Source organism: Acidocella aluminiidurans, assembly GCF_055383125.1.
In genome coordinates this window covers 1,009,158-1,035,335 of the sequence record NZ_AP031589.1, presented here as the reverse complement: position 1 = coordinate 1,035,335, position 26,178 = coordinate 1,009,158, and the positions used below count along the sequence as shown (strand labels likewise).

29 protein-coding genes, 1 other RNA gene and 3 pseudogenes are annotated in these 26,178 nt (G+C 65.7%); 14 read left to right on the top strand and 19 right to left on the bottom strand.

The genetic code is table 11. The features are described 5' to 3' along the window. Position 1 precedes the first annotated feature (1 nt). From purL to purC, 6 genes and pseudogenes are all read right to left on the bottom strand, one after another. Positions 2-2,169 (bottom strand): annotated as a pseudogene (gene purL / locus ACZ46S_RS05295) (phosphoribosylformylglycinamidine synthase subunit PurL). Beyond that, positions 2,166-2,827: pseudogene (purQ, locus tag ACZ46S_RS05290) on the bottom strand (phosphoribosylformylglycinamidine synthase subunit PurQ). The pseudogenes purL and purQ overlap by 4 nt, the downstream one beginning before the upstream one ends. 240 nt (positions 2,828-3,067) lie before the next feature. Continuing rightward, a complete protein-coding gene (locus tag ACZ46S_RS05285; RefSeq protein ID WP_464063641.1) occupies positions 3,068-3,904 on the bottom strand; it encodes an NAD-binding protein in 837 nt (278 codons plus the stop codon). Then, positions 3,793-4,302, bottom strand: a complete 510-nt coding sequence (locus tag ACZ46S_RS05280) for a hypothetical protein (protein ID WP_464063640.1) — start codon at positions 4,300-4,302, stop codon at positions 3,793-3,795. The genes ACZ46S_RS05285 and ACZ46S_RS05280 overlap by 112 nt, the downstream gene beginning before the upstream one ends. Before the next feature lie 88 nt (positions 4,303-4,390). Beyond that, complete coding sequence (gene purS, locus ACZ46S_RS05275; RefSeq protein ID WP_295742910.1) at positions 4,391-4,633, bottom strand: phosphoribosylformylglycinamidine synthase subunit PurS; 243 nt, start codon at positions 4,631-4,633, stop codon at positions 4,391-4,393. Positions 4,634-4,683: 50 nt separating this feature from the next. Then, positions 4,684-5,447: pseudogene (gene purC / locus ACZ46S_RS05270) on the bottom strand (phosphoribosylaminoimidazolesuccinocarboxamide synthase). 133 nt (positions 5,448-5,580) lie between these two features. Between purC and ACZ46S_RS05265 the strand changes: the two are divergent. Further along, complete coding sequence (locus tag ACZ46S_RS05265) at positions 5,581-6,513, top strand: YbfB/YjiJ family MFS transporter (RefSeq protein ID WP_464063639.1); 933 nt, start codon at positions 5,581-5,583, stop codon at positions 6,511-6,513. Positions 6,514-6,538: 25 nt separating this feature from the next. Then, positions 6,539-6,775: a hypothetical protein gene (locus ACZ46S_RS05260; RefSeq protein ID WP_464063638.1), complete on the top strand. Its 237-nt coding sequence runs from the start codon at positions 6,539-6,541 to the stop codon at positions 6,773-6,775. A 146-nt stretch (positions 6,776-6,921) separates the two neighbouring features. On the opposite strand, the gene ACZ46S_RS05255 is transcribed toward ACZ46S_RS05260, so the two are convergent. The 3 genes from ACZ46S_RS05255 to ACZ46S_RS05245 all read right to left on the bottom strand — a co-directional run bounded on the left by ACZ46S_RS05255 (position 6,922) and on the right by ACZ46S_RS05245 (position 9,485). Next, positions 6,922-7,689 carry an oxidoreductase gene (locus ACZ46S_RS05255; protein ID WP_464064261.1) on the bottom strand — a complete coding sequence of 256 codons (768 nt, stop codon included), beginning with the start codon at positions 7,687-7,689 and terminating at the stop codon, positions 6,922-6,924. A 362-nt stretch (positions 7,690-8,051) separates the two neighbouring features. Then, positions 8,052-8,240, bottom strand: coding sequence for a hypothetical protein (locus ACZ46S_RS05250; protein WP_464063637.1), 189 nt, complete (start codon positions 8,238-8,240; stop codon positions 8,052-8,054). Between the two features lie 450 nt (positions 8,241-8,690). Next, on the bottom strand, positions 8,691-9,485 hold the full coding sequence (locus tag ACZ46S_RS05245) for a radical SAM protein (protein WP_464063636.1): 795 nt from the start codon (positions 9,483-9,485) through the stop codon (positions 8,691-8,693). Positions 9,486-9,508: 23 nt separating this feature from the next. Between ACZ46S_RS05245 and epmA the strand changes: the two genes are divergently transcribed. From epmA to ACZ46S_RS05230, 3 genes are all read left to right on the top strand, one after another. Beyond that, complete coding sequence (gene epmA / locus ACZ46S_RS05240; protein ID WP_464063635.1) at positions 9,509-10,477, top strand: EF-P lysine aminoacylase EpmA; 969 nt, start codon at positions 9,509-9,511, stop codon at positions 10,475-10,477. A gap of 24 nt (positions 10,478-10,501) precedes the next feature. Then, positions 10,502-10,849 (top strand): hypothetical protein, encoded by a 348-nt coding sequence (locus ACZ46S_RS05235; RefSeq protein WP_464063634.1) that lies wholly within the window; start codon positions 10,502-10,504, stop codon positions 10,847-10,849. A 124-nt stretch (positions 10,850-10,973) separates the two neighbouring features. Then, positions 10,974-11,228: a hypothetical protein gene (locus ACZ46S_RS05230; protein WP_295743494.1), complete on the top strand. Its 255-nt coding sequence runs from the start codon at positions 10,974-10,976 to the stop codon at positions 11,226-11,228. Between the two features lie 20 nt (positions 11,229-11,248). Here the strand turns inward: ACZ46S_RS05230 and thiE are convergent, their stop codons facing one another. The 3 genes from thiE to ACZ46S_RS05215 all read right to left on the bottom strand — a co-directional run bounded on the left by thiE (position 11,249) and on the right by ACZ46S_RS05215 (position 13,432). Beyond that, positions 11,249-11,884: a thiamine phosphate synthase gene (thiE, locus tag ACZ46S_RS05225; RefSeq protein WP_464063633.1), complete on the bottom strand. Its 636-nt coding sequence runs from the start codon at positions 11,882-11,884 to the stop codon at positions 11,249-11,251. A 186-nt stretch (positions 11,885-12,070) separates the two neighbouring features. Beyond that, positions 12,071-12,985, bottom strand: coding sequence for a class I fructose-bisphosphate aldolase (locus ACZ46S_RS05220; protein WP_295743487.1), 915 nt, complete (start codon positions 12,983-12,985; stop codon positions 12,071-12,073). A 57-nt stretch (positions 12,986-13,042) separates the two neighbouring features. Further along, positions 13,043-13,432, bottom strand: a complete 390-nt coding sequence (locus ACZ46S_RS05215) for a hypothetical protein (protein ID WP_464063632.1) — start codon at positions 13,430-13,432, stop codon at positions 13,043-13,045. A 51-nt stretch (positions 13,433-13,483) separates the two neighbouring features. On the opposite strand from ACZ46S_RS05215, the gene ACZ46S_RS05210 reads away from it, so the two are divergent. The 7 genes from ACZ46S_RS05210 to ACZ46S_RS05180 all read left to right on the top strand — a co-directional run bounded on the left by ACZ46S_RS05210 (position 13,484) and on the right by ACZ46S_RS05180 (position 16,325). Continuing rightward, on the top strand, positions 13,484-13,723 hold the full coding sequence (locus ACZ46S_RS05210; RefSeq protein WP_295743480.1) for a hypothetical protein: 240 nt from the start codon (positions 13,484-13,486) through the stop codon (positions 13,721-13,723). 4 nt (positions 13,724-13,727) lie between these two features. Beyond that, complete coding sequence (locus ACZ46S_RS05205; protein WP_464063631.1) at positions 13,728-14,051, top strand: cell division protein ZapA; 324 nt, start codon at positions 13,728-13,730, stop codon at positions 14,049-14,051. Between the two features lie 62 nt (positions 14,052-14,113). After that, a non-coding RNA gene (gene ssrS, locus ACZ46S_RS05200) (6S RNA) lies at positions 14,114-14,271 on the top strand. Positions 14,272-14,389: 118 nt separating this feature from the next. Then, positions 14,390-14,713 (top strand): integration host factor subunit beta, encoded by a 324-nt coding sequence (locus ACZ46S_RS05195; RefSeq protein WP_008493465.1) that lies wholly within the window; start codon positions 14,390-14,392, stop codon positions 14,711-14,713. A gap of 44 nt (positions 14,714-14,757) precedes the next feature. Beyond that, on the top strand, positions 14,758-15,003 hold the full coding sequence (locus ACZ46S_RS05190) for a LapA family protein (protein WP_295743473.1): 246 nt from the start codon (positions 14,758-14,760) through the stop codon (positions 15,001-15,003). Between the two features lie 9 nt (positions 15,004-15,012). Beyond that, entirely contained in the window at positions 15,013-15,702 is a 690-nt protein-coding gene (gene pyrF / locus ACZ46S_RS05185; protein ID WP_464063630.1) for an orotidine-5'-phosphate decarboxylase, read from the top strand. Then, on the top strand, positions 15,699-16,325 hold the full coding sequence (locus ACZ46S_RS05180) for a phosphoribosylanthranilate isomerase (protein ID WP_464063629.1): 627 nt from the start codon (positions 15,699-15,701) through the stop codon (positions 16,323-16,325). The genes pyrF and ACZ46S_RS05180 overlap by 4 nt, the downstream gene beginning before the upstream one ends. A gap of 38 nt (positions 16,326-16,363) precedes the next feature. Here the strand turns inward: ACZ46S_RS05180 and ACZ46S_RS05175 are convergent, their stop codons facing one another. The 4 genes from ACZ46S_RS05175 to fsa form a co-directional block, all read right to left on the bottom strand. After that, on the bottom strand, positions 16,364-17,140 hold the full coding sequence (locus ACZ46S_RS05175; protein WP_464063628.1) for a sulfite exporter TauE/SafE family protein: 777 nt from the start codon (positions 17,138-17,140) through the stop codon (positions 16,364-16,366). Positions 17,141-17,213: 73 nt separating this feature from the next. Continuing rightward, positions 17,214-17,870 (bottom strand): hypothetical protein, encoded by a 657-nt coding sequence (locus ACZ46S_RS05170; protein WP_464063627.1) that lies wholly within the window; start codon positions 17,868-17,870, stop codon positions 17,214-17,216. Positions 17,871-17,872: 2 nt separating this feature from the next. After that, entirely contained in the window at positions 17,873-18,775 is a 903-nt protein-coding gene (locus ACZ46S_RS05165) for a tyrosine recombinase XerC (RefSeq protein WP_464063626.1), read from the bottom strand. Then, positions 18,768-19,424, bottom strand: coding sequence for a fructose-6-phosphate aldolase (gene fsa / locus ACZ46S_RS05160; protein ID WP_295743454.1), 657 nt, complete (start codon positions 19,422-19,424; stop codon positions 18,768-18,770). The genes ACZ46S_RS05165 and fsa overlap by 8 nt, the downstream gene beginning before the upstream one ends. A gap of 26 nt (positions 19,425-19,450) precedes the next feature. On the opposite strand from fsa, the gene ACZ46S_RS05155 reads away from it, so the two are divergent. Both ACZ46S_RS05155 and ACZ46S_RS05150 read left to right on the top strand, forming a co-directional pair. Next, positions 19,451-21,451 (top strand): primosomal protein N', encoded by a 2,001-nt coding sequence (locus tag ACZ46S_RS05155; protein ID WP_464064260.1) that lies wholly within the window; start codon positions 19,451-19,453, stop codon positions 21,449-21,451. 96 nt (positions 21,452-21,547) lie between these two features. Then, entirely contained in the window at positions 21,548-22,690 is a 1,143-nt protein-coding gene (locus ACZ46S_RS05150; RefSeq protein WP_464063625.1) for a mechanosensitive ion channel family protein, read from the top strand. Positions 22,691-22,780: 90 nt separating this feature from the next. On the opposite strand, the gene ACZ46S_RS05145 is transcribed toward ACZ46S_RS05150, so the two are convergent. The 3 genes from ACZ46S_RS05145 to ACZ46S_RS05135 are packed head-to-tail and all read right to left on the bottom strand — an operon-like array spanning position 22,781 to position 25,867. Beyond that, entirely contained in the window at positions 22,781-23,890 is a 1,110-nt protein-coding gene (locus ACZ46S_RS05145) for a D-alanine--D-alanine ligase (protein WP_464063624.1), read from the bottom strand. Then, positions 23,887-24,471 (bottom strand): DedA family protein, encoded by a 585-nt coding sequence (locus ACZ46S_RS05140; protein WP_295743442.1) that lies wholly within the window; start codon positions 24,469-24,471, stop codon positions 23,887-23,889. The genes ACZ46S_RS05145 and ACZ46S_RS05140 overlap by 4 nt, the downstream gene beginning before the upstream one ends. Positions 24,472-24,526: 55 nt before the next feature. After that, positions 24,527-25,867 (bottom strand): serine hydrolase, encoded by a 1,341-nt coding sequence (locus ACZ46S_RS05135; RefSeq protein WP_464063623.1) that lies wholly within the window; start codon positions 25,865-25,867, stop codon positions 24,527-24,529. Between the last annotated feature and the right edge of the window lie 311 nt (positions 25,868-26,178).

Here is a 26,178-nt window from a genome sequence, read left to right as displayed (position 1 = left end):
TTCAGGCGAACCAGCGAGGGAAGAACCCCTCATGGGCATCGCGCAATTGAGGCAGAGATATGGCAAGGCCATCCGGCAGAGTCAATTTTTTCTCTTCCGACGAAGCGCCGATATGCTGCGCCGGAATACCGGCGGCGGCGGCGGCGGCCAGCACCGCGCCGGCATCGCGCACGGCCAGAACATAGCGGCCCTGATCCTCGCCATACCAATATTCGGCCGCCCCGGCGCCGGTCAGCGCCGCGCCGCAATCCCCGGCCAGGGCCATTTCCGCCACCGCCACCAGCAAGCCGCCATCGGAGACGTCATGGCAGGCGGCCACCGCGCCGGCGAGGATCTGCCCGCGCACGAAATCGCCGTTGCGGCGCTCGATCGCCAGATCCACCGGCGGCGGCGCGCCTTCCTCGCGGCCGAGGATTTCGCGCAGATAGAGCGAGCGCCCCAGCTCGCCCTTGGTCTCGCCGATCACCAGCAAGGTGAGGTCGGGGCGCAGCCCATAGCCCACCGCCAAAGCCACATCCTCGATCACGCCGACCGCGCCGATGGCGGGGGTGGGCAGAATCGGGCGGCCTTCGGTCTCGTTATAAAGCGAGACATTGCCGGAGACGACCGGGAAATCCAGCGCCGTGCAGGCCGCCGCCATGCCTTTGATGGCGCTGGCGAACTGGCCCATGATCTCGGGCTTTTCCGGGTTGCCGAAATTCATATTGTCGGTCACCGCCAGCGGCTTGGCGCCGGTCGCGGTGATGTTGCGCCAGGCCTCGGCCACCGCCTGGGCACCGCCCATTTCCGCATCCGCCACGCAATAGCGCGGCGTCACGTCCGTGGTGATCGCCAGAGCGCGCTTGGAGCCTTCCAGACGGACGATGGCGGCATCGGCCTGGGCCGGACGCTTCACCGTCTGTCCGCCGATCGAGCTGTCATACTGGTCGAAAATCCAGCGGCGCGAGCAGAGATCCGGCGAGCCGATCAGCTTCAGCAGCGCCTGGTCCAAGGGCGCATGCGCCTCGATCGGCGGCAGCTTCGCGGGCTTCGGCGTCTCGGCGATCGGGCGGCGGTAAAGCGGGGCTGCATCGGCCAAAGGGCCAGCAGAATATCCGCCTCGACCACGCCCTTATGCTTGACCACGATGCGGCCAGTATCGGTGATATGGCCGATGACCGCGTAATCCAGGTCCCATTTCTCGATGATGGCGCGGGCCATGTCCGAGCGCTCGGGCTTGAGCACCAGCAGCATGCGCTCCTGGCTTTCGGAGAGCATCATCTCATAGGCGCTCATGCCGGTTTCGCGCTGTGGCACATCGTCCAGATTCAGCTCGATGCCCACCCCGCCTTTGCCCGCCATCTCGACGGAGGAGGAGGTGAGCCCGGCCGCCCCCATGTCCTGGATGGCGACAATCGCGTCCGTCTGCATCAGCTCCAGGCAGGCCTCGATCAGCAGCTTCTCGGTGAACGGATCGCCGACCTGCACGGTCGGGCGCTTATCCTCGGAGGCCGCATCGAACTCGGTGCTGGCCATGGTGGCGCCATGGATGCCGTCGCGCCCGGTCTTGGAGCCGACATAGACCACCGGATTGCCGACACCGGCGGCAGCCGAGAGGAAAATCTTATCCTGCTTGGCGATGCCCACGGTCATCGCATTCACCAGCGGGTTGCCATTATAGGCCGGGTGGAAATTCACCTCGCCGCCCACGGTCGGCACGCCGACGCAATTGCCGTAGCCGCCAATGCCGCGCACCACGCCATCGACCACGCGCTTGGTCACCGGCAGCGCCGGGTCGCCAAAGCGCAGCGCATTCAGATTGGCAATCGGGCGCGCGCCCATGGTGAACACGTCGCGCAAGATGCCGCCAACGCCGGTCGCCGCCCCCTGATAGGGCTCGATGAAGCTCGGGTGGTTATGCGACTCCATCTTGAAGATCGCCGCCAGACCCTCGCCGATATCGATCACGCCGGCATTCTCGCCGGGGCCGTGAATCACCCAGGGCGCCTTGGTCGGCAGCTCCTTCAGCCAGACGCGGGAGGATTTATAGGAGCAATGCTCGGACCACATCACCGAGAAGATGCCAAGCTCCGTGAGCGAGGGCGTACGGCCCATGATCTCCAGAACCTTGCCCCATTCCTCGGCATTGAGGCCGAAGGATTTCGCCAGGGTTTCGTTAACTTGCATCATGCGGCCGCCAGGGAGTCAAAGAGGGGTTTGCCGTCAACGCCGCCCATCAGCGGGTCGACGAGATTTTCCGGGTGGGGCATCAGCCCCAGCACCCGCAGATTGGGCGAGAAAATCCCCGCGATGCTGCGCGCCGAGCCGTTGCGGTTTTGGTCCGCGTAGCGGAAGGCGACCAGGTTTTCGCCTTCAAGCCGGTCGAGCGTGGCCTCGTCCGCATTGTAATTGCCATCGCCATGCGCCATCGGGGCGCGGAAGGTCGCCCCTTGCGCCCATTTGCTGGTGAACACGGTATCGGCGCGCTCAACCTTCAGCATCGTATCCATCGAGAGGAAGCGTAAGCCGGCATTGCGCAGCAGAGCGCCCGGCAGCAGCCCGGCCTCGGTGATGATCTGGAAGCCGTTGCACACCCCCAGCACATAGCCGCCGCGCTCGGCATGGGCCTTCACCGCGCGCATGATCGGGGATTGGGCCGCCATGGCGCCGCAGCGCAGATAATCCCGAAGGAGAAGCCGCCGGGCAGGATCACGAGGTCGGTGCCGGCGGGCAGCTCCGTCTCCTTGTGCCAGACGATCGCCGGTTCACGGCCAAAGCTCTGGCGCACGGCCAGGATCATGTCGCGTTCCCGGTTGATGCCGGGGAACAGAAGGATGGCGGCTTGCATGGGGGGCTAATGCCGGACCTTAACCCCCAAAGCAATATGGATTTGGCTCAAGGCCCCCTTGCAAAGGGCCCTCTATAAAAAATCAAAAGTTTTTTGGGGTCTGGCCCTTTTTTTCAAAAAAGGGCCAGAAACGTTCGGGGTGGGGACAACGGCGTTGCCACCACCCCAGACATTTGTGGGGGCTTTTTGAAAAAAGCCCCCACACCCCAAAAACTTTTGCACATTTATCAACTTGGTGGGTCAGCTTGGGCGGGCACCCACGTCCAGCAGCCGCTCCACCAGCGCGTTGCCGTCAATCTTCTCCTCCGTCAGCGCCATCGCCAGCACCTCGCCGCCAAACACGTTCGGCGCCAGGATCATATCCGGCTGCACCCGGCGCACCCGCTCCAGATTCTTGCGGCTGCTCACCGCCGCGATCTTCTTCGCCTCGCACCCCATCTCGCGCAGCGCCAGAATCACGAACGCATTCTCCGCATCGTCCGGCGAAAGCGCCAGCACGGCATGCGCCGTCTCCGCCCCGGCCCGGCGCAGCACGTCCAGCTCGGTGGCGTCGCCATGCACCATCTCGGCATCGCCGAAATCCTCATCCTCGTCGGTGATGACGACCACGGCCTTATCCCGCGCCAGCAATTCCCGCGCGGTGTTATGCGCCAGCGCGCCTGAGCCGGCGATGATGTAATGATTCACCCGTTTCATGCGCTTCCTCTGATGTGGGTCGATGATGCGGCTCAGCCGCCCCTGCACCAGCGGCCCGACCACGGCGCTGAGCGAGGTGACGAAGACGGTGATGCCAACCACGATCAGCGACATCACGAACAACCTGGCCTCGTCGCTTTTCGGCAGAATATCGCCATAGCCGACGGTGGACATGGTGACGATGGTGAAATAGGCGGCCTGTTGGATGTCCAGGATCGGCGGTGAAAACCCCTGGCCCAGGATCAGCGAGCCCAGCACGCCATAGGTGATCAGCAGCAGCGTCGCGGCGACGGCGAACAGCGTGCCGGCGGCCAGCGAGGAGCGCTGAAAACTGCGCCCGGCCGCCGAGAGAATGACGAAGACCGCGCCGATATACAGCACCGGCGGCGAATACCAGGCCTCATGGCTGTAGCCGATCGCCAGCGCCCCTGCGCCAGCGCCATCAGCAGCGCCGCGATCCAGGCCAGGCGCGAGCGCAGCAGCAGCCCGATCGCCACGAAAATCTGCAGCACCCCGATGATGGTGCTGGGCACACCCTGCAGGATCAGTTCCGGCACCTTGGCATCCAGAGGATGCAGCGCATCGAACAGCCCGTTGAATTGCAGATGCAGATATTCGGAGAGATAACGCCGGATCGCCGGCAGCAGCGCGATCATCCCGGCCGCCCCCACCGCCAGCCCCAGCGGGATATGCGGGAACCAGAGATCCAGCCGCATCTTGCGGTAGAGCCGCATCAGCACCCGCCGCAGCGCCGCGAGACCAGCCCGCAAGCGCGGCATCAGCCGCACCGCGCGGATATGAAAAAAGGGGCAGACATGCCCCTTTAAGTGCAGAGCCGGGGCGCGGAAGTAAAGCGCCCGGGCCGGATCAGGCCGCGATTTCGACCTTGAAGCTCTCGATGACCGTATTGGCCAGCAGCTTGCGGGCCATCTCCTCGGCCTGGGTCTTGGCCTTGGCGGCGTCCGTCTCGGTCAGTTCCAGCTCGATGATCTTGCCCATGCGCACCTCGCCCACCTGGTCAAAGCCCAGATTATTCAGCGCATGGCCAATGGCCTTGCCCTGCGGGTCGAGCACGCCGTTTTTCAGCATGATGGTGACAATGGCCTTCATATATCACAAAACCTTTTTATCAATGAGCGCGAATTGTTCGGGGGCGCTTGTTATTGCATCGTCTCCGGGCCCTTCATGTCCCGGGAGCCGGCTTCGGGGAGGATGCCCAGGCGGCGGGCGACTTCCTGATAGGCTTCCTCGATCTTGCCGAGATCGCGGCGGAAGCGGTCCTTGTCCATCTTTTCGTTGGTCTTGGCATCCCAGAGGCGGCAATTATCCGGGCTGATCTCGTCGGCCAGGACCACCCGCATCTCCTCATTCTCATAGAGACGGCCGAATTCCAGCTTGAAATCCACCAAAGTGATGCCGACGCCGAGGAACAGCCCGGTGAGGAAATCATTGATCCGCAGGGTCAGGTGGACGATGTCGTCCATATCCGGCGGGGTCGCCCAGCCGAAGGCGGTGATATGCTCCTCGGCCACCATCGGGTCGTTCAGCGAATCGTTCTTATAATAATATTCGACGATCGAGCGCGGCAGGCGCGTGCCTTCCGGGATGCCCAGGCGCTGCGCGATGGAGCCGGCGGCGATGTTGCGCACCACCACCTCGATCGGGATGATCTCGACCTCCTTGATCAGCTGCTCGCGCATATTCAGGCGGCGGATGAAGTGGGTGGGGACGTTGATCTCCGCCAGCTTGGTCATCAGGAATTCGCTGATCCGGTTGTTCAGCACGCCCTTGCCGGTGATCGTGCCCTTCTTCTGGGCATTGAACGCGGTGGCGTCGTCCTTGAAATATTGCACGAGGGTGCCGGGCTCGGGCCCTCGAACAGGATCTTTGCTTTGCCCTCATAGAGCTGGCGGCGGCGGGCCATGGCGGAACAACCTTCGAAATTAACGGAGCCGGTCTATACCAAGGGTGTCCCGGAATACCATGGGGGCCGAGCATGGGCGCCAAGACCCTGGCGGGGCTGCGCGAAAGGGCGGTCAGGCTATCTGACATTGATCATGGAAACGCCCGCCTCCTTCCCGATCAACCGGGCCGCCTTCTGCGGTCTTCTGGCCATGTTCGTCAGCATCGGCGTCGCCCGGTTCGGCTTCGCGCCGATCGTCCCGGCGCTGGCGAAGGCGCATTGGTACAGCGCCTCCGCCGCCTTCTGGCTGGGGGCGGCGAATCTGGCCGGCTATTTCATCGGCGCGGCGGTGATGCGGGTCTGGCGGCGCCCCTTCGCGGCGAAGCCGGCGGTGCTGGGCTTCATGGGGCTGACCGCCTTGTCCATCCTGGCCTCGGCGCTGAACTGGGGCTGGCTCTGGTTCGGGGCCTGGCGGCTGCTCTCCGGCATCACCGGCGGAATTTTGATGGTACTGATGGCCGCCGCCGTGGTCGGAAGGGCGCCGGCCCGGGCCCGTGGCAAGGTTTCCGGCATCACCTTCGCCGGGATGGGGGCGGGTACGGCGTTCAGCGCCATTCTGGTGCCGCTGCTGCTGGCGCGCGGGCTCGTCTGCACCTGGATCGTGCTGGGCGCGGTCAGTGTCGCGGCGACGCTGGCGGTGGCGCTGATGATGCCGCCGGTGCGCATCACCCCGCCGCCGCGCCATGCCGCGAACGGGTTGCCGCCGCGCGTGGTGCTACTGATGATCACCGCCTATGCGCTCTCGGCTTTGGGCTTCGTGCCGCATATGCTGTTCCTTTCCAGCTTCGCGGCCTTGGGGCTCGGGCGCGGCGTGGCGGCGGGGCGGAGCTTGCCGCCTGTCTGGGGTGGCGGCGATGCTGGGGCCGCTGATCCTGGGCCGGGTGGCCGACCGGTTCGGCTTTCTGCCGACATTGGGGGCAGCTATGTGCTGATGGGCGCGGCGTGGCGCTGCCGCTGCTGCTGCACGCGCAGCTGGCGCTGGCGGTCTCCGCCCTGGTGGTGGGCGCGATCGCGCTGGGATCGGTGATGCTGGTGGCGGGGCGATTGCCGGCATGGTGCCGCCGGCCCGGCTCTCCGCCGATTGGGGGCTGGCGACGATGGCCTATGCGGTGATGCAGGCGGGCGTGGCGGCGTTGTTCTCCAACCTGTTCCATCTCACCGGCAGCTATGAGCTGCTATTTGGCATCGGCGCGCTGGCGATGCTGGTCAGTATCGGCCTGATCGGGCTCTGCCTCAGGCTGACGGCTGCCGCTGAGGCTAAGAGGCTGTTTCAAAAGTCGCTATGGTGAGTCGTCAAGTGGTGATTTGCGAGCACCGGAGCGCAGCGTACTTGAGGTACGTGAGCACCGGAGCGCAGCAAATCGCCGCTTGGCGGCCGCCAGAGTGGCTTTTCAAACAGTCTCTTAGAAGCCATATCCCGCTGTGGCGTCACGGCTTATTGATGGCCAAAAAAACAGCCCGCCGAAGCGGGGCTGGGGGAGGTCAGGCGACGGTCTCGAGGCCGGGTAGTCGGTGTAGCCTTTCGGGCCCTGGCCATACATGTGCTGGTATCCAGCTCGTTCAGCGGCGCGTTCTGCTTGAGGCGGGTGACCAGGTCCGGGTTGGCGATGAAGGCCTTGCCCCAGGCGACGGCATCGCACACGCCCTCGGCAGCGCCGCCTCGGCCTCTCCTTGCTGAAGCCCTCATGGCGATATAGACGCCGCCAAAGGCTTTCTTCAGCTGCGGGCCGATCCAGTCCTCCGCCTGGTGCTCGCGGCGCAGATGAAGGCGATGTTCTTTTCGCGCAGCTCGCGGGCGACATAGGTGAAGGTGCCGAGACGGTCGGAATCGCCCATCGAGTGGCTGTCCATGCGCGGGCGAGATGCACGCCCACCAGCTCCGGGCCGAACACGGAGGCGCGGCGTCCACCACTTCCAGCAGCAGCCGGGCGCGGTTCTGGATGGAGCCGCCATATTCGTCGGTGCGCTGATTGGTGGAATCCTGCAGGAACTGGTCAAGCAGATAGCCGTTGGCGCCGTGGATCTCGACGCCGTCAAAGCCGGCCATCTGCGCGTTCATCGCCGCCTTGCGGTAGCATTCGATGATGCGGGGATCTCGCTCAGCTCCAGCGCGCGGGGTGACGAAATCCTGCAGCGGGCGCACCAGGCTGACATGGCCCTTGGCGGCAATGGCAGACGGGGCCACCGGCAGCTCGCCATTCAGATAGAGCGGGGCGGAGATGCGGCCGACATGCCAGAGCTGGGCGAAGATCAGCCCGCTTTGTCATGCACCGCCTTGGTGACCAGCTTCCAGCCTTCACCTGCTCCTGGCTCCACAGGCCGGGTGTGTCCGGGTAGCCAACACCCATCGGGGTGACGGAGTGGCTTCCGAGATGATCAGCCCGGCATCGGCGCGCTGGCATAATATTCGGCCATCAGCGCGTTGGGGACGCGGCCTTCGGAGGCGCGGCAGCGTGTGAGGGGGCCATGATGATGCGGTTGCGCAAGGTGAGCTCGCCGAGCTTCAGCGGGTCAAACAAATTGGGCATGGTTCGTCCTTGTTTCAGGTTGAGAGGGACGGCGCGCTCATAGCTGCGCCTTCAGCAGGGTGAGAAATTCCGCGATGGCGGCTTCATCGCGTTGATAGAACACGAATTGCCGCATTTTTCGCGGTGATGAGCCGGCCTGGTGCAGGATGGCGAGATGGCCGGAGACGGTGGATTGCGACCAAAGTGCAGGCGGATTCGATTTTCTGGGCGCAGACGCCCCATTCATATGGGTGGTCCTGGCCGGGAAATGCCTTGCCGGGTCGCGCAGCCGCGCAGGATGGAGAGCCGGGCCGGGTTGGCGAGGGCTTCAGGATTTCATCCAGAGCGGCGGGGTCTGCATCGTCATCGGGCATATTTAGATCGGTAATTTCCGATTTGAAGGGGGGTATAAAAGTTTTGGGGGCGGCCCTTTTTTCAAAAAGGCCGCGGAGGGTTGGGTGGGGCGAGGGCGGTGCCTACACCCGGCGTTTTCGCCGCTTTTTTGAAAAAAAGCGGCACCAAAAAACTTTTGTTTATAAAGGGATTTTCCTAAGCCCCAGGCCGGTCGAGAATATAGGTCGGAAACGCCGTGCCGCTGATCCGCCCGCGCAAGCCGGCCAGAATTCCCGCCCCCGCGCCGGCTCCACATGAAACCGCGGTGCCCGGGCAGGATCGAGCTGGTGCAGGTAGTACGGCTTCACCCGGGCGCGGAGCATGGCGCGAACAGGTCCGCCAGGCCTCTCCTGTCATTCACCCTTTCAGCAACACGCTCTGGCCAGCAAGCGGAGACCCAGCCGGAGAGGCGCCGCAGGCCGGCATTGGCCGCGGGCGAGAATTCCCGCGCGTGATTGGCGTGAACGGCGATATAGAGCGGGGTTTCGATATCGAGGGCGGCCAGCAGCGCGTCGTTGAGCAGAGAGGGATCGGCCACCGGCACCCGGCTATGGATGCGCAGCAGCTCGACATGCGGGATCGCCTGCAGGCGGCGCAATATGTCGCCGAGGCGGCGGGGCGAGAGGATCAGCGGGTCGCCGCCGGTGAGGATCACCTCGCGGATGCCGGGGCGGGCGGCGATGTAAGCGCAGGCGGCGTCCAGTTCCTCGGGCGAGAGCAGCCCGCCATCGGGGCCGATCTGCTCGCGGCGGAAGCAGAAGCGGCAATAGACCGGGCAGGCCAGCAGCGGCTTCAGCAAAGCCCGGTCCGGGTAGCGGTGGACGATGCCGGGGAGCGGCGAGAGAGCTTCGTCGGCGATCGGGTCGGCATCCTCATGCGGGGCGGTGATCAGCTCCGCGGCGTCGGGGATGAATTGCAGGCCCAGCGGGTCCTGCGGGGTTTCGATGCGCGCGGCCAGCGCCGGGGGCACGGCGATGGCGTAGCGCGTGGCGACGGCTTGCGCGTCCGCCAGGGCTTCGGGCGGCAGCAGCCCGGCCTGCACCAGCTCTTGCGGGGTGCGCAGCGTGCGTTGTTTGGGGGAGGAAATTCCGTCCGGCATCGGGAGCGTGTAAACCGGCGGGCATGAGCTCTCAACCCTGGCAGACCTTGCCCGACCGCATGGCGCTTCTGCGCCGGCGCAATCTTCTGGCTTCGGGCGTGCGCGCCTTCTTTACCGCGCGCGGCTATAGCGAGGTGGAAACACCTTATGCGGTGGCGGCACCGGGGGAGGAGGTGCATCTGCGCGCCCGCCAGGCCGGGGCGGAGTGGCTGAATACCTCGCCGGAATTCGCGATGAAGAAGCTGCTGGCGGGCGGTTCGGGGCCGATTTTTCAGATGGCGCGGGTCTGGCGCGATGAGCCTTGGTCGGACACTCATGCGCCGGAATTCACCATGCTCGAATGGTACGCGCTGCACGCGGATATGGGCGCGTTGATGCGCGAGAGCTTCGCGTTGCTGCAGGCGACGCTGCCGCCGGCGGTAAGCTGCCGGGGGATCACCACGGTGCTGGACGAGCCGGAATATCTCAGCGTGGCGGAGGCGTTTAGCCGCTATGTCGGCGCGGATGTGCTGGGCACGGCGGGGGATGCGGCGGCGCTGGCGGCGCAGGCGGGGGTGGCGCTGCGGGCGGGCGAGGATTGGGAGGATTTGTTCTTCCGGCTGCTGCTGGAGAAAATCGAGCCGCATCTGGGGCAAGGGCGGGCGACGTTTCTCACCCATTGGCCGGCGGCGCAGGCGGCGCTGGCGCGACGCAGCCCTGACGATCCACGGGTAGCGGAGCGGTTTGAGCTGTATGTCTGCGGCATCGAGCTGGCGAATGCTTTCGTGGAGCTGACGGATGCGGCGGAGCAACGGGCAAGGTTCATCGAGGACCGGGCGCGGCGGCATGCGCTGTACGGGCCGGACTGGCCGTTGGACGAGGATTTTTTGCAGGCGGTGGGGCAGCTTCCGGCCTGTGCCGGGATCGCGCTGGGGTTCGACCGGCTGGCGATGCTGGCGAGCAATGCCAGGCGCATCGCGGATGTTTTATGGCTGCCCACGGCGCCTATATAAAAGGCTCTGAAGGAGAGTTTTTCGATGCGTCCGATTTATGCTCTGGCTTTGGGTTTGGGGCTGGCCGGCTGTGCGACGGGGCCGAGCCTGGATACGCGGTTGGCGAGCTATATCGGCGCGCCGGAAGCGACGCTGGTGGCGCAGTTCGGCGTGCCGCAGCGGCAGATCAAGGTGGGGGATACCACCTATCTGGCCTACACGCTGCGTTATGACGCGCAGAGCATTCCGATGGGGCCGGTCTGGGGCGGATGGGGCTGGGGACCGGGCTGGGCCGGGCCGCAGGATGTACAAATTTACAGCTGTGAGGCGACCTTCGCCCTGCAAGGCGGCAAGGTAAAGGACTATACGCTGCGCGGGAATGATTGCCGCTGATGTTGGAGGGGCCGTGCCAAAGTGCATCCATCTTATATGCCATCGCGACGGGGCAAGCCTACGCGGTCTAACGCTTGTCGATAGAGATAAACGCCTACATCGGTCCGTGGCGTGGGAACTTTCAATGGCCGATGCGGAGCAAATTGTCGGTGGGTGGGTGTATTTTCATCCCGCGAAAGCAAAGCTTTCAGAATTTGGCGGGGTTGTCGTTAGCGTAGAGCCGACAACGGAACTCAGTGGTCCTGATAAGCCGGAGATCGCGATTATTCTCGAATTCCGGCCCGAATCGCGTGAGCAAAAATGGCGAGGGGCTGAGCATGGGATGGCTTGGTGCAGCGGCTTGGTGTCTCCAAGCTTTGAGCACGAGCTGGGTTCTTAGCTAAGCGCCGCTGCGAAACTTCACTCAGGCGGCGGTGTGGCCGCTTCGATGGCGCGCAGCATGGCTTTGACGCCGGCGGCGGCGCCGTTCTTGTGGTTCCAGACGGCGCCGGAGACGGCGAGGAATTCGGCGCGGGCGGCCACCAAAGGCGCGCAGTTTTCGGCGGTGATGCCGCCGATGGCCACACAGGGGATTTCCATTGTCTCCGCCCACAGCTTCAGCGTTTCGATCTCCGCCATTTCCGGCGGTTCCTTGGTGGTGGTGGGGAAGAAGGCGCCGAAGGCGACATAGTCGGCCCCGGCTTCGCCGGCTTCCATCGCGAGGTGGCGGGAGTTGTGGCAGGTGACGCCGAGGGTGAGGTCGCCCAGGATTTTGCGGGCTTGTTTAGCCGGCATGTCGGTCTGGCCGACATGGGCGCCGTCGCAGCCGGATTTTACCGCCAGGGCCGGATTGTCATTGAGCAGGAAGGCGACGTCGCGGCTTTGGGCGATGGGGCGCAGCCGGTCGATGACGCGCAGCAGCTCGGCTTCCGGCACGTCCTTCAGGCGCAATTGCAGGGCCGCCACGTCGCCCGAATCCAGGGCTTCGGCGAGGATGCGCTCGAAGTCAGCGGGTAGGGTGGGCGGGGTGATGAGGTAGAGGCGGCAATCGGGCATGGGGGACTCTTGGAAAAGAAAGAGCAGCCTTTTTGAAAAAAGGCTGCACCCAAAAACTTTTGTTACCTTGGGTCCCGGGCGTGGCCGCATGGGTTGCCAAAAGTAGCGGGGGTCCGGGGCCTCAGGCCCCGGCGGGAGTCCAGGGGCAGAGCCCCTGGTCGGGTGCAGGGGTGAAACCCCTGCTGATTAAGCCTTATTCAGATAGATATCGATAATCTTCTGCAGCAGCGCCAGGGCTTCCTCGCGCGGGCGCTGGAAGGTGTTGCGGCCGATGATGGAACCGTTGGCGCCGCCATCGCGCAGGCCGCGGATTTCCTCGTACAGCGCGTCCAGGCTCTTCGCCTCGCCGCCGGAGAACACGACGATGCGCTTGCCGGCGAAGCAGCTATCGACAACGTGCTTGACGCGCTTGGCCATGGTCGAGGCGTCGAACCCGGCATAGGATTTCTTCGCGGCTTCCAGCGAGATCACATCCGTCGGCGGCTTCACCTTGATGATGTGGGCGCCGATGAGGGCGGCCATGTGGGCGGCGTAGGCGCAGATATCCAAGGCGGTTTCGCCGGCCTTATCCAGCATCGGGCCGCGCGGATAGGACCAGACGACGACGGCGAGGCCAGCGGATTTCGCCTCTTCCGCCATCTCGCGGATTTCCTCGATCAGGTCGAAGGCGAACTCGGAGCCCGGATAGATGGTGAAGCCGATGGCCGAGCAGCCCAGGCGCAGCGCGTCGGAGACCGAGCCGGTCAGGCCCTGGTTCTTGTCGGTGGCCAGGGAGTTGGAGGAGTTGACCTTCAGGATCGTCGGGATCTGCCCGGCGAACTCGGCGGCGCCGACTTCCAGCATGCCGAGCGGGGCGGCATAGGCGGAGAGCCCGGCATCGATGGCGAGCTGGTAATGGTAATACGGGTCATAGGCGGCCGGATTCGGGGCGAAGGAGCGGGCCGGGCCGTGCTCGAAGCCCTGATCGACCGGCAGAATGACCAGCTTGCCGGTGCCGCCCAGCTTGCCCTGCATCAGGATGCGGGCGAGATTCGTCTTGGTGCCGGGATTGTCGCTCTCATAATGGGAGAGAATTTTTTTAACGGTTTCGGTCATCGCCATCTGAACCAGTCCTCCTTGGGGAAACTGGCGGCGATGTAACCCAAGAACACCGCGCTGTCATCCGCCGAGCCAGGAGATCAGCCGTTTTTCGCAGGGCTTTAACCTCAGCTCCAGATGCGCGGGGGCGGCGGAGAGGAGAATCGCGCGGTTCCGCCGCGCCAGGTCAGCGATCTCGGGCCAGGCCGGGCAGGGGGCGAGGATCAGCCCCTGGCAGCCCAGGGCCAGCGCCTCGGCGGCGCGGCCGGGGGCGTCGGCACAGTCCAGCAGGGCCGGGCCGGCATGGCCCGAGTCGCGCAGCAGGGCGCACCACCAGGCCGCGCCCATGGCGAGGGCGGCGCCGGGGGCGGAAAGCAGGGTCACCGCCAGGCCGGGGGCCAGGGCCATCCGCGCCGCTTTGAGCCCGTGCACCATCACCGCCGGGGGCAAGGGCAAGAGTTCATCATTCATCGGCGGGGTTCTCCTTGACCGCGCACGGCGCGCTCGGGTTGAATGGCTGGCATGTCTGAGTCGGAATCTGAAGACGAAATCCTGAACCGTATCGAGGACGCGCTGCGCAAGATCGCATCCGTGACCCGCAACGGTAAAGCCGCCCTGCCCGCGCCCCGCGATCCTGCGCCCCAGGATCCTGTCCCGCAGGAGGAGGCGCTCGACCGCGAGGCTCTGGCCAGCGCGCTGGACCAGGTGATCCTGCGGCTGCGCGGCGGCCTCACCCCGCCTCAGACCCCCACGGAGGAATAAGCCCATGGCGCAGGTCACCATCCGCATCAATGGCTATGCCTATCAGGTCGGCTGTGAGGACGGGCAGGAGGAGCATCTCGGCAAGATGGCCGCCGAGATCGAGCAGCGCATCACCCATATCAAGGCGATCGGCGGCCAGGCCGGGGAGGCGCGGCTGCTGATGTTGGCGGCGCTGCTGCTGGCCGATGAGCTGCATGATGTGAAAACCAACCCGCCGGCCAGCGCGCCGGTGGTGGCGCCGCCGCGGGCCGATGGCGAGCGCCGGGCGCGGCTGCGCCGGGTGGCGGCGCGGGCCGAGGAAATCGCCTCCGACCTGCTGGATCTCTGATTTTTCGAAAATAGCGCCGTCAAGGTGATTGCGGGGCGCGCGGCTCTTGCCTAAATCTGGTCGCGGAGCTGCCCGGTGCGTCAGGCAAGACATCCCCTGGGCCGTTAAGCACTTCCCTCGGGAGCTGGCTCTGTCCGGGCCCTGGTCCGGATATCTGGCACCCACCTGCACTTGCAGGCCTTGGGAGGATGCAAACGCCAACGGCCAGGGTGGCTCCACCTTCCCCCGCGCCGCCGCGGCCATGAAATTGGCGATACAAGCGGGGTTTGTCGCCCGAACCCTATGAAATGATTGACCTGCCTGTTACTTCCTGGCATCGTTGAGCGTTGGGGGACCTCATGACACGTTCGGAATTGATCGCTGGATTGGCCGAAGACAACCCGCATTTGACCGTCGCGGATGTGGAGAAGATCGTCTCGGCCTTGTTCAACGAGATGACGGCCGCACTTTCGCGCGGGGAGCGGGTGGAATTGCGCGGCTTTGGCGCCTTTACCGTGAAGCGCCGCCAGGCCCGCGCCGGGCGCAATCCGCGCACCGGGGAGACGGTGGATGTGGCGCAGAAATCCGTGCCGTTCTTCAAGGCCGGCAAGGAGTTGCGCGAGCGGATCAACAAACCCGCCGCACCCGCCGCGGCAAAGAAGACGAGTGGAGTAAAGAGCTGAAATCCATCAAATTCATCATCGGCTTCCTGGTCATCCTGGCGCTGGTGATTTTCGTGCTCTCCAACCGGGTGCCGGTGCAGATCGGGTTCTGGCCGTTCGGCACCGCCTCCGCCTGGCTGGGGCCGGTGGCGGTGGTGGCGCTGGCCATCGGGTTTTTTGTCGGGCTGCTGGTGGCGCTGCCGCGCCAGCTACATTGGCGGCGCCGGGCGCGCCAGGCCGAGAAGCGGGTGGTGGAGCTGACCCCGCCGGCGCCGGCGGTGCCGGTGACGCAACCGACCATCATCAGGTGAGAGCATAAAATGACGGGTCGTTTGATCGCGGCGATCGATACGCCGGATTTGGCGCGCGCCCAGGCGCTGGTGCGCGAGGTCGCGCCGCATTGCGGCATGGTGAAGCTGGGGCTGGAGTTCTTTCTGCGCCATGGCGTGGCCGGTTATCAGGCGGCGGCGCAGGGCGCGGATGTGTTTCTGGATCTGAAGCTGCACGATATTCCCAATACCGTGGCCGGGGGGGTGCGCTCATTGCTGCCGCTGGCGCCGAAGCTGATGACGATTCATGCCGGCGGCGGCGCGAAGATGATCGAGGCCGCCGCCAAGGCCGCCGCCGAGGCGGGGGCGGGGCGGCCGAAAGTGATCGCGGTGACGGTGCTGACCAGCTTCGATGCCGCCGGCCTGGCCGAGACCGGCGTTTCCGGCGGCACCGCGCAGCAGGTGCTGCGGCTGGCGCGGCTGGCGCTGAGCGCCGGGGCGGACGGGCTGGTCTGCTCGCCGCATGAGATTTCGATTTTGCGCGATGCGCTCGGGGCAGCGCCGATTCTGGTGGTGCCGGGCATCCGCCCGGCAGGCGCTGCCTTGGGCGACCAGGCGCGGGTGATGGCGCCGCAAGAGGCGGTGGCGGCGGGGGCGGATTATATCGTTGTCGGCCGGCCGATCACCGGGGCGGCGGATCCTGGCGCGGCGGTGGCGGAGATTGCCGCCAGCATCGCATGAGCCGGCTGGTCAAGATCTGCGGGCTGAAGGATGCGGCGGGGTTTGACGCCGCCATTGCCGCCGGGGCGGATTTCGTCGGATTCGTGTTTTTCGCGCCCTCGCCGCGTTACGTGACCAGCGTCGAGGCGCAGGAATTATCGCTGCGCCATGCAGGCGGGCCGCAACGCGTCGGGCTGTTCGTCAATCCGAGCCTGGATGAGGTGGATGACGTGCTGAAGGATATCTCGCTGGATATTCTGCAGGTGCACGGCACGAAGGCGCAGGTGCAGGCGCTGCGTCTGCGCTTTGGCCGGCCGGTCTGGCATGCGCTCGGGGTGGAGCGTGAGGCGGAGTTTCCGGCGCATGACGATACCGCCGATGGCTATATCGTCGAGGCGAAGCCGCCAGCAGGGGCGACGCGCCCGGGCGGCAATGCCGTGCAGGCGGATTGGGAGTTGCTGGCGAAATTCCGCCCTGCGAAGCCCTGGCTGCTGGCGGGGGGGCTGACTCCCGCGAACGTGGCGCGGGCCTTGGCGCAGACCGGGGCGCCGGGGGCGGATGTGTCCTCGGGCGTGGAGCGCGCGCCGGGCGAGAAGGATCCGGCGTTGATCCGGGCCTTCATCGAGGCGGTGAAACGGGGTTAAACTGTTCGGGCGCTGTCCGCGCCCCAACAGTTTCGCGTTTATTTGAAAAGCATCTTGGCGCCGACGAGGGCGAGGATGAGGCCCAGGCAGAGTTTCAGCAGCTTGTCCGGCGCGAATTTCGCCAGCAGGCTGCCGAGGATGATCCCCGGGATGGAGCCGATCAGCAGCGCGCCCAGCAGATGCATATTGATCGTGCCCAGCGCCAGATGGCCCAGCCCGGCCAGCAGCGTCAGCGGCACCGCATGGGCGATGTCCGAGCCGACGATGCGCACCATCGGCAGGCGCGGATAGAGGATGATCAGCGCGATCGTCCCCAGCGCCCCGGCGCCGACCGAGGAAAACGCCACCAGAATGCCCAGCACGAAGCCGACAATGATGGTCAGCCGGCGCGATTCGCCTTCGCCGAATTCCGGGTGCCGCCGGGCGATGGCCTTGACGATCTTCTCCTTGAACAGCAGCGAGACGGCGCTGAGCAGCAGGGCGATGCCGAGAATATAGGAAATCGCGGCGGTGATATTCTTGCTGGCGGCACCCAGCCAGGCCATCAGCCCCAGGCTGAGCAAGGTGGCCGGAAGCGAGCCGGTGGCCAGCCGCCCGACAATGCGCCAATCCACGCTCTTGCCGCCGCTATGCACCGCGGTGCCGACGCATTTGGTGGCCGAGGCAAACAGCAGATCCGTGCCCACCGCCGTGCTCGGATGCAGGCCGAAGAACAGCACCAGCAGCGGCGTCATCAACGAGCCACCGCCGACCCCGGTGAGCCCCACCAGGAACCCGACAAAAGCGCCAGAGACGACATAGGCGGTTTGAAACATTTAAATTCCTATCGTTTATGTAGGATTAAAATGTCATAAAGCTTTCCGGCCCGCAAGATGGCGCGGTTTGACCTCAGGAGGGCGGGGCAGGCGCGATCCGCGCCCAGCCTATCGGATGAGCGAAGAAACGCACACCGCCGCCGCCCCCGGGCAGCCAGGCGCCGTGATGATGGGCGAAGCCATGGGCGATATCTGTGTCGGCGTCATTCTGCTCGCCGGCTTGGGCTTCCTGCGGCCCGTCCTGCGCCAGCGCCGCCTGGCTTTTGCCGCTGGGGCGGATCACCGCGATATGGCCCGGCCTGGCGGTGTCCGGGTTCTCGAACACCGCCAGCACCAGCCAGCCCTGGTTGGCGAGCGCCTGTGCCTTGATGAAATCCACGCTCTGCCAGCCCTGCGCCGGGCCCTGGGTCCGCAGCCATTCATACTGGGCGTTGGCGAGGTCGCGCTGGCCATGTTCGGGCGGGTGCAGCAGAGGCACATGCAGCCGCATCGCCATCGCGGCGGCGTAGGCGCTGCAATGCGTGCCTTTGGAATAGCCGGGAAAAAGCGGGTTTGGCTTGCCGCTGCGCCACAAAACATGCTGATGCGGCAGCCAGAGCTGATCGACATGCGAGGCATCGAGAAAACTGCCGAGCCGCGCGCCTTGCGGGGTGATGGCGCCGCAACATGGCTGGGCCGCGGCGGGGGCGGCGAAGAGCAGCAGGGACAGGCCAAGCCAGCAAGGTTTCATGTTCAGGCCCTCGGATGTGCCTTGCGCCAGATATCCATCAACTGGCTGGTTTCGACATCCGTATATCGTTGCGTGGTGGACAGGCTGGCATGGCCGAGCAGCTCCTGGATCGCGCGCAGATCCGCCCCGCCGGCCAGCAGATGGGTGGCGAAGCTGTGGCGCAGCGCGTGCGGGGTGGCATGCTCGGGCAGCCCGTTGAGGCGGCGGAAATTGCGCAGATTTTTCTGCGCGATGGAGGCATTCAGCCGGCCGCCGCGCACGCCGATGAAGAGCGGCTCATCGCGCCCTGGATTCGGGTGCAGCTTCAGCCAGCCCGTGATCGCCGCGCGCACCGCCGGCAGCAGCGGCACGATGCGCTGTTTCTGCCCCTTGCCGGTGACGCGCAACGCATCGTCGGCGGCCGGCAGATCGCCGATATTCAGCGCCAGCGCCTCGGCGATGCGCAGGCCCGCGCCATAGAGCAGCGCCATCAGCGCCGCGTCGCGCGCCTGCTCGAAGGCGGTGTCGGTGGCTTCGCCGATATTATGGGTGACGCTGAGCGCCTGGTCGGTGGAGAGTGCCTTGGGCAAAGGCGGCTTCGGCTTCGGGCGGGCAAGCAGGGAGAGCTGCACCGTCTCCACCCCGTGATGCTTGTGCAGATAGCGAAAGAAGGTGCGCAGGCCAGAGAGTTTGCGGGCACGGGTGGCGTTGATGTCCCCGGCCTGCGCGGCGCGGGCGAGAAAGGCGCGGAAATCGGCGGCGCGCAGGGCGCCGAGGCTGGCGGGGGTCGGGGGCTCGCCACGATGCTCGGCGATGAAGGACAAAAATGCCCGCACATCGCGGGCATAGGTTTCGACCGTCTTCGCCCCGGCCCGGCGCTCGGCGCCGAGCCAGGAACAGAAGGCGGTCAGCAATTCGTCAGACAATGCTCTGCCCGGTGGCCGCCCAATCCTTCAGGAAGGCGGAGAGGCCCTTGTCGGTCAGCGGGTGGGCGTAGAGCTGCTTGATCACGGAGGGCGGGATGGTGGCGACATCCGCCCCCATCTTCGCCGCCTCGATCAGATGGATCGGGTTGCGGATGGAGGCGGCCAGCACCTCGGTCTTCAGATTCGGGTAGTTGTTGTAGATGGTGACGATATCGGCGATCAGCTCCATGCCGTTCTGGCCGATATCATCCAACCGCCCGATGAAGGGGGAGATGAAGGTGGCGCCGGCCTTGGCGGCCAGCAGCGCCTGGGCGGCGGAGAAGCAGAGCGTGACATTCACCATCACGCCTTCCTGGGAGAGGGCGTAGCAGGCCTTCAAGCCATCCTGGGTCAGCGGCACCTTGATCGCGACATTCGGGGCGATCTTCTTCAGCACCTCTGCCTCGGCCAGCATCTGCTTATATTCGGTGGCGGCGACCTCAGCGCTCACCGGGCCGGGGACGACCTCGCAGATCTCGGCGATGACATCGAGGATCTTGCGGCCGGATTTGGCGATCAGCGAAGGGTTGGTGGTGACGCCATCGAGCAGGCCGGTGGTGGCCAGCTCGCGGATTTCGGCGATTTCGGCGGTGTCGACAAAGAATTTCATGTGTGGCTTTCCGGTGAACTTAGACTCTGGTTAAGAGCATACAGCATGGAGCCAGCCCCCCCACAAGCCGCGTCAGCGTCCTGCTCCCCTATAAATTCGATAAGGCCTTTACGTATGAGGCGCAGGCGCCGTTGGCGCCGGGCACGCTGGTGCGCGTCCCCTTGGGGCGGCGGATGGTGGTGGGGGCGGTGTGGGATGAGGCGCCGGACGAGGCGGTGAAAACCCGCCCGGTGGCAGAGGTGCTGGAGTTCCCGCCGCTGCCCGGGGATCTGCGCAAATTCATCGATTGGGTGGGGGGCTATACGCTGGCGCCCAGGGGCGATGTGCTGGCGCTGACGCTGAAGGAGAAGCTGCTGGAGGCGCCGCCCAAACGCGCCAAGCAATTCCCTTTCGGCGGCGCGGACGCCACCCGGCCCGGCCCGGCCCTCTCCGCAACCCAGGAGGCAGCCGCCGCAGCGCTGCGATCCACGGTCGCGGAGGCTTCGTTTTCGGTGACGCTGCTGGACGGTGTGACTGGCTCGGGCAAGACCGAAGTCTATCTGGAGGCCGTGGCCGCAGCGCTGCGATCGGGCAGGCAGGTGCTGGTGCTGCTGCCGGAAATCGCGCTCTCGGTACAGATGCTGGCGCGCTTCGAGGCGCGCTTTGGCGCCCGCCCGGCGGTCTGGCATTCCGAGCTCACCCCGGCGCAGCGGCGCGAGACCTTCAGGGCGGTGGCGCAGGGCCGGGCGGATGTGGTGGTGGGGGCGCGCTCGGCGCTGTTTCTGCCCTTCGCCGATCTCGGGCTGATCGTGGTGGATGAGGAGCACGAGACCTCTTTCAAGCAGGAGGACGGGGTGATGTATCACGCCCGGGACATGGCGGTGGTGCGGGGTAAATTCTGCGCCGCCCCGGTGCTGCTGGTGAGTGCCACGCCGAGCCTGGAGACGGCCGAGAACGCCGCCCAGGGGCGCTATCGCAAGCTCGATCTGCCGGCCCGCCATGGCGGCGCCAGCTTGCCGCGGATGGAAGCGCTGGATATGCGCGAGGCCCCGCCCGAGCGGGGCAAATTTCTCTCCCCCGTGCTGGTGGCGGCGATGCGCGAGACGCTGGCGCGCGGTGAGCAGGCGATGCTGTTCCTCAACCGGCGCGGCTATGCGCCGCTGACATTGTGCCGCAGCTGCGGCCACCGGCTTTCCTGCCCGCATTGTTCGGCCTGGCTGGTGGAGCACAAGGCCTCGCCCCGGCTCTCCTGCCATCATTGCGGCTATAGCCTGCAGCGCCCGGCGAAATGCCCGACCTGCGAGGCCGAGCACAGCTTCGTGCCGATCGGCCCCGGGGTGGAGCGGATTGCCGAGGAGGTGGCGGCGCTGTTTCCGGATGTCGCGGCGCTGACCATGGCCTCGGACGTGATCGCCGGGCCGGCCCAGGCGGCGGAAGCGGCGGAGAAGATTTCCAAGCGCGAGGTCGGCATCATCATCGGCACCCAGATGGTCGCCAAGGGCTGGCATTTTCCGCATCTCACCTTGGTGGGGGTGGTGGATGCGGATCTGGGGCTGGCGGGCGGGGATTTGCGGGCCGGGGAGCATACGGTGCAGATGCTGCATCAGGTGGCCGGGCGCGCCGGGCGGGCGGAGGCACCGGGGCGGGTGCTGCTGCAGAGCTATGATCCCTCGCATCCGGTGATCGAAGCGCTATTATCCGGGGATTTGCCGGCCTTTCTGGAGCAGGAGGCGGCGTTGCGCCGGCCCGGCCATTGGCCGCCTTTCGGGCGGCTGGCGGCGTTGATCGTCAGCGCCGAGGATGAGCGCATCGCCGACCAGGCGGCGCGGGCCTTGGCCAGGGTGGCGCCGCAAGGGGAGGGGGTGCAGGTGCTGGGCCCGGCCCCGGCGCCGATCGCGCTGCTGCGCGGGCGGCATCGGCGTCGGCTCCTGCTGCGCACGAGGCGCGACATCGCGGTGCAGCCCTTGCTGCGGGCCTGGCTGGCGCAGGTGCCGTTGCCCCGCCAGGTGAAGCTGGATGTGGATGTGGACCCTGTTTCGTTCATGTAAATAACAGAATGGTCATGTGCCAAAGGGGTTTAACCCAAGGCATTCCGGGCTAGATCGGGTTAATCCGAACATGATCAACCAGGATTGAAGCCCTCCATGATCGATCACGCGCGGAATTTCGTGCTCTGGCTTTATAACGCCATCCCGGCTCCGGTTGTGGGGACGGCGATGCTGGTGCTGGCCGCGCTGGTGGCGATGTCGCTCTGCCGCTGGGTGTTTGCCCGGCTGTCGCGCATTGCCGGGCGGTTCGGCAATGTCCCGCAGATGCTGATGGCGCGCTCCAAGGGGCCGACCTGCGCGCTGCTGGTGCTGCTGGCGGTGAGCGCGGTGCTGCCGCTGGCGCCCTTGCCGGATAATCCGTCCTCCATTCTCGGCCATCTGCTGGTCGCCGCCTTCGTGCTGGTGCTCGGCTGGACGCTGATGAACAGTGTGGAGCTGTTCGCCGATCTCTATGTCGCCCGGATCCATTTCGAGGATGACAGCAATAATCTGGTGGCGCGCAAGCAGATCACCCAGGTTGGCATTCTGCGCACGGCGGTGCGCACGCTGCTGGTGCTGCTGACCGTGTCGCTGGCGCTGATGACCAGCAGCGCGGTGCGGCAATATGGCGTGTCGCTGTTCGCCTCGGCCGGGGCGGCGGGGTTGGTGGTGGGGCTGGCGGCGCGGCCGCTGCTCTCCAACCTGCTGGCGGGGATACAGATCGGGCTGACGCAGCCGATCCGGCTGGAGGATTCGGTGGTGGTGCAGGGCGAGTGGGGCTGGATCGAGCGGATCGGCGCCACCTATGTCGTCATCCGCATCTGGGATTTGCGGCGGATGATCGTGCCGCTCTCTTATTTCATCGAGCAGCCGTTTCAGAACTGGACGCATTCCTCGGCGGATCTGATGGGCACGGTGATGCTGTATGTGGATTACAGCGTGCCGCTGGAGCAGGTGCGGCGGAAATTGCGCGAGGTGGTGGAGGCCAATCCGCGCTGGGACCGCAAGGTGGCGGTGGTGCAGATGACGGATCTGCCCAATGCGATGGTGGAGTTGCGGCTGCTGGTGAGCGCGCGCAATGCCGGGGTGCTGTGGGATTTGCGCTGCGATGTGCGCGAGGCGATGGTGACCTGGCTGGTGCGCGAATATCCGGGCAGCCTGCCGCGCCGGCGGTTGGAGATGGCCGGAACACCGGAGCGCGCCGGGCCGGGCGGCTCTTTCGTGGCGGCCGGAGAAATGGCGGCGGAGCCGCAAAAATAACAAAAGTTTTTTGGTGCCGCTTTTTTTTCAAAAAAGCGGCGAAGAACTCTGGGGGGGCACCGCCGCCATCAACACCCCAGGGTCTTGCTCCTAATCGTTGCTCGGATAGGCGCGCATCAGCCGCTTCTGCTGCTGCCACAGCGCCAGCAGCTTCCACGGGCCGATCGGCCGGCGGCCCTGTGCGCGGATCTGCGCGCCGATGCGGAAGGATTCGCCGTAATGGAAAAACTGATCCCGATAGGCCCGCTTCAGCGTCATCTCCGGGTCCCAGATATGGGTCGCCTCCGAGCCGGCGCCGTTGAATTCGATGATGCGGAACTCACGCCCCTCGCACAGCGCCTCGACATTGTCGAAGCGCAGATCGATGCGGGAGAAATACATTTCCGGCATGTCGCGCATGATCTCGTCGATCCGCGCGCTCAGCGCCGGGGTGACGATGGAGAGACCGTCCTTGAAGGTGGAGCCGCGGCAATGATTGCCGACGAAGACCAGCCCGACCCGCTCATTGGGCGCCGGCACGCTGGCGGCGCGCGCGCCGAGCTTGCGCAGCAGCAGCGGGGAGATCGCGTTCAGCCGCTCATCCGCGGCGATCAGCTCTTTGACGCTGCGCCGCCCGTCGCCGGTCACCACCGGCGGGTATTTCAGGGTGACGGAGGTGATGCGCCCGCTCGCCTCGCCGGGGCGGCGGATATAGAAAATCCCGGCCTCGCCCTCATAGGTGACGAGGCTTTGCAGCTGCAGCGCGGTGCCGCGCGGGAAAAGCCGCAGATAATCGGCCAGCTGCGCATCGTCGCGCACCACCCGCACGCCGACTCCGTTGCAGCTCATATCCGGCTTCGCCACCACCGGGTAGCTGAGCCCGGCCTGCGCCATCGCCAGGCGGGCGCGGGGCAGATCGTCCGCATCGCTATGGCCGCTGACGGTGAAGGGGGCGTAGTCCGCCACCCAGGCGCGGGCCTTGGGGCCGGCCAGGCCGAGGATCTGGTTTTTCGACTCGCCGCAGATGCCGCCGGCATTGATCAGCGGGTTGGCGAGCGAGGGCAGGGTGATGCTGCGATAGCGGATGGCGTTGAGCACCCAGAAGGCCACCACCGGCGCATAGAAAAGCCAGTCCGGCCAGAACTCGAAGAAGGAAACCGGGCTTTTCCGCCCGCCTTGCTTCAGCTTGCCGAGAGACCCGGCCAGCGATGCTCCGCTCATTGCGGTGTCCTTTTGTTGTAGAGCTTCGTCGCCAGGCGGCCGACGAGGATGATGATGACCAGGAATACCCCAAGCCCGGCCCAGCGCCAAATGCCGAGATAATGCGCCATCAGCGCGCCCAGACGCAGCGAGATGTAGAAGAGCAGGCTGGTCCAGATCAGCGTGGCGACGATGGCGGCCAGCGCGAAGGGCAGAAACGGGGCGCGCAGGAAGCCTAAAGTGGTGTAGGTGGGCAGGCGCAGCCCCGGCACGAAGCGGCTGACCAGCACCAGCGGCACCACTTTGGTTTTCACCCAATCATGCCCGAGATCCCGCCTTTGCTGCGGCACCAGGCGTTGCGCCCAGCGATGGGTGGCGGAGAGCCGCCCCAACCCGTAAAGCCCGAGATCCCCCAGCACGATGCCGGCATAGAGCGAGCCCAGCGCCAGCGGCAGTGAGAGCCCGCCGGAGGCAACCTGCATCGCGGCCAGCAAGGTCGCCGCATCTTCCAGGATGAAGGTGCCGGAAATGATCGTCGCGGCCTGAAGGGATTTGAGGCCCGCGGCGGCGGCCAGCAGGACGGTGAAGCTTGGCAGGGGCATCGTCCCGCCCCTTAGCCTTGTTTCTTCGCCGGACGCAACCGGCCTGGGCGGTAGGTCAGGTGCCGTCCGGCCCGCTCAGCATCGCCAGATGGTCGGCCTGCGGCGGCAGCACATCGCACTGGCGGCCATGGGCGTTCATCGCGCGGCAGGTATCGTGGGCGCCGTCATAGGTCAGACCGGTGAGCTGGGCGAGCCAGAGCGCCTTGCCATCCCGCCGGACATGCTGGATCTGGGCGATGCCATGGCCGTGCAACTTGCGCGCCTTCATCGCCGCCAGGCGGGCATTGCTCTCATATTTATAGAGGCCCAGCTGCGCCACCCAATGTTTGGTGGCGGTGGGTTGTCGGGTGGAGTCGGGCAGCGGCGTTGCATGGGTGGGGGTGCGGCTGGCGACGCGCTCAATTTTCGCCGCCTGCATATGCGCCGGTGCCGGGTTGCTGGCGGCGGCGACCATCGCGCGGGTCATGTCGACATGCCCGCCAAAGCCCGAATCCAGCATCGCGGTCATCTGGTGATAGGAGGTCGGCCAGCTCGGCTCATGCAGCACCACGCCGATCAGCTGCTTGCCGCCGCGCGCGGCGCTGGTGACCAGATTATGCCGGGCGAGATCGGTATAGCCGGTCTTCATGCCGGTGGCGCCGGCATAGCTCTTCAGCATGCCGTTATTGCTGAACACCTTGCGGCCGTGGAAATCGAACGAGGTGACCTCGAAGAAGGTCTGGAACTGCGGATAATTCTCGACGATGTCGCGCGCCAGCATGGCGAGGTCGCGGGCCGTGGTCACCTGGTTGGGGTTGGGCAGGCCGGAGGCGTTGGCGAATTCGGTCTGCGCCATGCCCAGCGCGTGGGCGCGCAGCGTCATCATCTGGGCGCAGCGCGCCTCTGAACCGCCGCCGAGATATTCGCCCAGAGCGGTGGCGGCATCGTTGGCGGACATGGTGGTCATCGCCAAAATCGCATCGCGCACGGAAATGGTGCTGCCGGGGCGCAGGCCAAGCTTCACCGGCTCAACCGAGGCGGCATGCTCGGAGACCGGGATCTGCGTGTCGAGCGACATCCGCCCGGCCGTCAGCGCCTGGAAGGCGAGATCCAGCGTCATCAGCTTGGTGAGCGAGGCGGGGTAACGCGGCGTATCGGCGTCGCTGGCGGAGATCACCTGGCCGGTGCGCGCATCGATGAGAATGGAGCTGATGCCCGGCGAGGTCGGGCCGAAGCCGCTGCTGTCGGCGACATTGCGCGCCGGCACGGCGGGGCGCACATAATGATGCACGTAATGGTGGTTCAGCACATGGTGCTTGAGCTTGTGCAGTTCATGCGCCGAAGACGCCGCCGGCAAGAGGGTGCCGGCCAACCCAAGGCCCGCCACCGCCCACATGGCCACGCGCTTCCTGCTCATACCCTGCATGCCTCGCCACCCCATGATTGACTCTGAAAAGGTTTTAATCGCGGGGCCACGGCGATGTCCAGCGATAAACGCTGATCTTCTCGATGAAAGAACAAAAAATTGAATGGCTTACCCTGTGAGTCTCAGCGCTGGCCCCGGGCGGTGGGCGCGGCTGCCCGGTCCACGGGGCGGTAACATGAAAATCCTGACAATAATTTCACCCCCAAACAATTGTGCGGCGCACAAAAAACACTTGACGGTTGTGTTTTCGTTTCGCTAAAACGCCGTTGCTGCACTGCGGCAAAGAACGCCAATATGCTCGC